This window comes from Streptomyces phytophilus, from assembly GCF_013870535.1.
GTDB lineage: Bacteria > Actinomycetota > Actinomycetes > Streptomycetales > Streptomycetaceae > Streptomyces > Streptomyces phytophilus.
Genome location: NZ_JACBXC010000741.1, coordinates 1 through 3,035 on the forward strand (window position 1 = coordinate 1; position 3,035 = coordinate 3,035).

The following is a 3,035-nucleotide window of genomic DNA, read 5'->3' on the forward strand; positions in this document are numbered from 1 at the left end:
GCCCGGCCCCGGCCAGCAGCGCGCCGACGCCGACGCCCGCGGCCTGCAGGAACGAGCGCCGGCGCGGGGAATGGGGTGGTGAAGTCACCTGTGCCTCCCGGACGTTGTGAAGATCCGGAAGGATGTTCGCCGGGCGGGGTGGCCGGGGCGCGACGCGCAGGTGAAGGGCCGCGGGACGGCAGAGAGACGATCAACGGGACGGAAGGCGCCGCCCGTGCGCGCGGGGCCCGGTCAGACGTACTGCGCGACGCGCCGCTCGGCGGCGTCCAGGTACTCGCTCAGCGCGTCGCGGGAGCGGTGGAGCGTGGTGAGGTGCGCGTCGAGCCCGTCCAGCCGGTCGCGGAACTTGTCGATCAGCTCGGGGCAGGGCTCGAAATCGGGTCCGGTGCCGGTGGCGCACGGCAGCAGCCAGGCGATGTCCGGGGTCGACAGGCCGGCGTCGAGCAGCCGGCGGATCTGGGTGACGGTGAGCACGGCGTCGTCCGTGTACTCCCGGTAGCCGTTGCCGAGGCGCTCGGGTTTCAGCAGCCCCTGGGCCTCGTAGTAGCGCAGCTGGTGTGCGTTGACGCCGGTGCGCCGGCTCAGCTCGCCGATCCGCATGTGCGCCTCCTCGGCCCTCGGGGCTTGACCTTCATACCGGTATGAACGTCGACCATTCTTCCATGACGACCGACAAGCACCCCGAGAACGCCTCCGCCCCCGCTCCCGAGGCCGCCCCCGTCGCCGTACTCGGCCTCGGCCTCATGGGCCACGCCCTCGCCGCCGCCCTGCTGCGCGCCGGGCACCCCACCACCGTCTGGAACCGCACCCCCGCCAAGGCCGACGACCTCGTCGCCGCCGGCGCCGTCCGCGCCGGCACCCCCGCCGAGGCGGTCGCCGCCGCCCCGCTCGTGATCGCCTGCGTCACCGACTACGACGCGCTGCACGCCTTCCTCGACCCCGTCGAGGAGGCCGCCCTGCGCGGCCGGACCCTGGTCAACCTCACCACCGGCACCTCCGCGCAGGCCCGCGACACCGCGGCATGGGCCGCGGAGCGCGGCCTGACCTACCTCGACGGCGCCATCATGGCCACCCCGCAGGGCATCGGCACCGCGGAGGTCGCCATCGCCGTCAGCGGCCCGCGCGCGGAGTTCGACCGCCACACCCCGGCGCTGCGCGGCCTGGCCGGCGACATCCCGTACCTCGGCGCGGACCAGGGGCTGACGGCGCTGTACGAGATGGCGATGGTCGGCCTGATGTGGAGCTTCCTCAACGGCTGGCTGCACGGCGCCGCGCTGCTCGGCACCGCCGGGGTGTCCGCGGCGGAGTACACCGAGATCGCGTCGAAGGGCATCCCCGCCGTCGTCGGCTGGCTCCCGGGCTACGCGAAGCAGGTCGACACCGGCACCTTCCCGCCCGACGACGCCACCCTGGACATCCACCGGGTCTCGATGGCACACCTCGTTCAGGAGAGCGAATCCCTCGGCGTGAACGCGGAGTTCCCGGCGCTGATCAAGGCGTTCGCCGACCGCGCCGCGGCGGCCGGGCACGGCGGCGAGGGGTATCCGGTGATGATCGAGGAGTTCCGCCGCCCCGCGGCGAAGCCGCAGTGACACCCCCGGAATACCACCGACGGACCAGGACTTGGCAACGGATATGACCACGACCCCGTACGATCCGCGCGCGCTGCTCGCGGAGAGCCGCCTCGGCGTGCTCGCCACGATCAAGAAGGACGGCCGCCCGCAGCTCTCGCCCGTCATGCCCTTCTACGACCGGGACGCGGGCGTCCTCCACGTCTCGATGACCGAAGGCCGCGCGAAGACCGCGAACCTGCGCCGCGACGCCCGCGCCGCGCTGGAGGTCACCGCCCGCGACGGCCGCTCCTGGGCCACCGCGGAGGGCACCGCGACCCTCGTCGGGCCCGGCACCGACCCGCGGGGACCGGAGGTCGAGGCGCTGGTGGACTACTACCGCGCCGCGGCGGGGGAGCACCCCGACTGGGACGAGTACCGCGCGGTGATGGTCTCCGACCGCCGGGTGCTGATGACCATGGCCGTCGACCACGTCTACGGCGAGCGGCTCGGCTGAGACCCGCGCGGACACCGGGGTGACGGGCAGCCGCCCGTCACCCCGTCCGCGTGCGCCCCCGCCCGCGCCCGGGAGGGTCATCCCCGCGGCGGACGGGGTGCGGCGGCGTACTCGCTTTTCAGTACGCGCAAGTGCCGTACGGGCGACGACGACGCGGCGGGGTCCCCGGGGAAACGCTGGAGGGGTCCTTCGAGACCCCAGAAGCGGAGACCCCTTCCCATGGCGACCTTCCTGTACCGGCTCGGCCGGTTCGCCTTCCGCCGGCGCCTGCCCGTGGCGCTGCTGTGGGCGGCCGTCCTCGCCGCCGCCTTCCTCGGCGCGACGAGCGCCGGCGACCCGCCCGACGACTCCTCCTCGATGCCCGGGATCGAGGCCCAGAGCGCGTACGACCTCATCGACGAGCGCTTCCCCGGCGCCGCGGCCGACGGGGCGGACGCCCGCGTCGTCTTCGTCGCGCCCGGGGACGGGAAGATCACCGCGGGCCCGGCCCGCGCGGCGGTCGACGACTTCGTCGCGGAGGTGTCCGGTGCGCCGCAGGTCGCCGCGGCGGTGAGCCCCTTCGACGGGCAGGGCGTCAGCGACGACGGGACGACCGCGTACGCCACCGTCACCTACGCCGTCGCGGAGGACGACGTCAGCGAGGCGGCCAGGGCGGCGCTGGCGGACGCGATCGATCAGGCCCGGGACGCGGGGCTGACCGTCGAGGCGGGCGGCAGCGCGCTGGAGTCGTCGGTCTCCGCGGGCATCGGCGAGGTCGTCGGCATCGCCGTGGCCGCGGTGGTGCTGCTGATCACCTTCGGCTCGCTGGCCGCCGCCGGGCTGCCGCTGATCACCGCGGTCGTCGGGATCGGCGTCAGCATGTTCTCGATCCTGGCGCTCGGCAGCGCGCTCGGACTCTCCTCGACGGTCGGCGAACTGGCGATGATGCTCGGGATCGCGGTCGGCATCGACTACTCGCTCTTCGTCGT

4 protein-coding genes are annotated in these 3,035 nt (G+C 74.3%); 3 read left to right on the plus strand and 1 reads right to left on the minus strand.

Annotated elements, in window-relative coordinates; all coding sequences use genetic code 11:
* Positions 1–231: 231 nt before the first annotated feature.
* Positions 232–600: a MerR family transcriptional regulator gene (locus H5J30_RS24475; protein WP_181789526.1), complete on the minus strand. Its 369-nt coding sequence runs from the start codon at positions 598–600 to the stop codon at positions 232–234.
* A gap of 62 nt (positions 601–662) precedes the next feature.
* On the opposite strand from H5J30_RS24475, the gene H5J30_RS24480 reads away from it, so the two are divergent.
* From H5J30_RS24480 to H5J30_RS24490, 3 genes are all read left to right on the plus strand, one after another.
* Positions 663–1,592 carry an NAD(P)-dependent oxidoreductase gene (locus H5J30_RS24480; RefSeq protein ID WP_181789527.1) on the plus strand — a complete coding sequence of 310 codons (930 nt, stop codon included), beginning with the start codon at positions 663–665 and terminating at the stop codon, positions 1,590–1,592.
* Between the two features lie 43 nt (positions 1,593–1,635).
* The gene (locus H5J30_RS24485; protein WP_181789528.1) at positions 1,636–2,067 is read left to right on the plus strand and encodes a PPOX class F420-dependent oxidoreductase; all 432 of its coding nucleotides are present in this window, start codon (positions 1,636–1,638) and stop codon (positions 2,065–2,067) included.
* Positions 2,068–2,286: 219 nt separating this feature from the next.
* Positions 2,287–3,035, plus strand: a 749-nt coding sequence (locus H5J30_RS24490) for an MMPL family transporter (RefSeq protein WP_181789529.1), incomplete at its 3' end; no start/stop codon positions are given.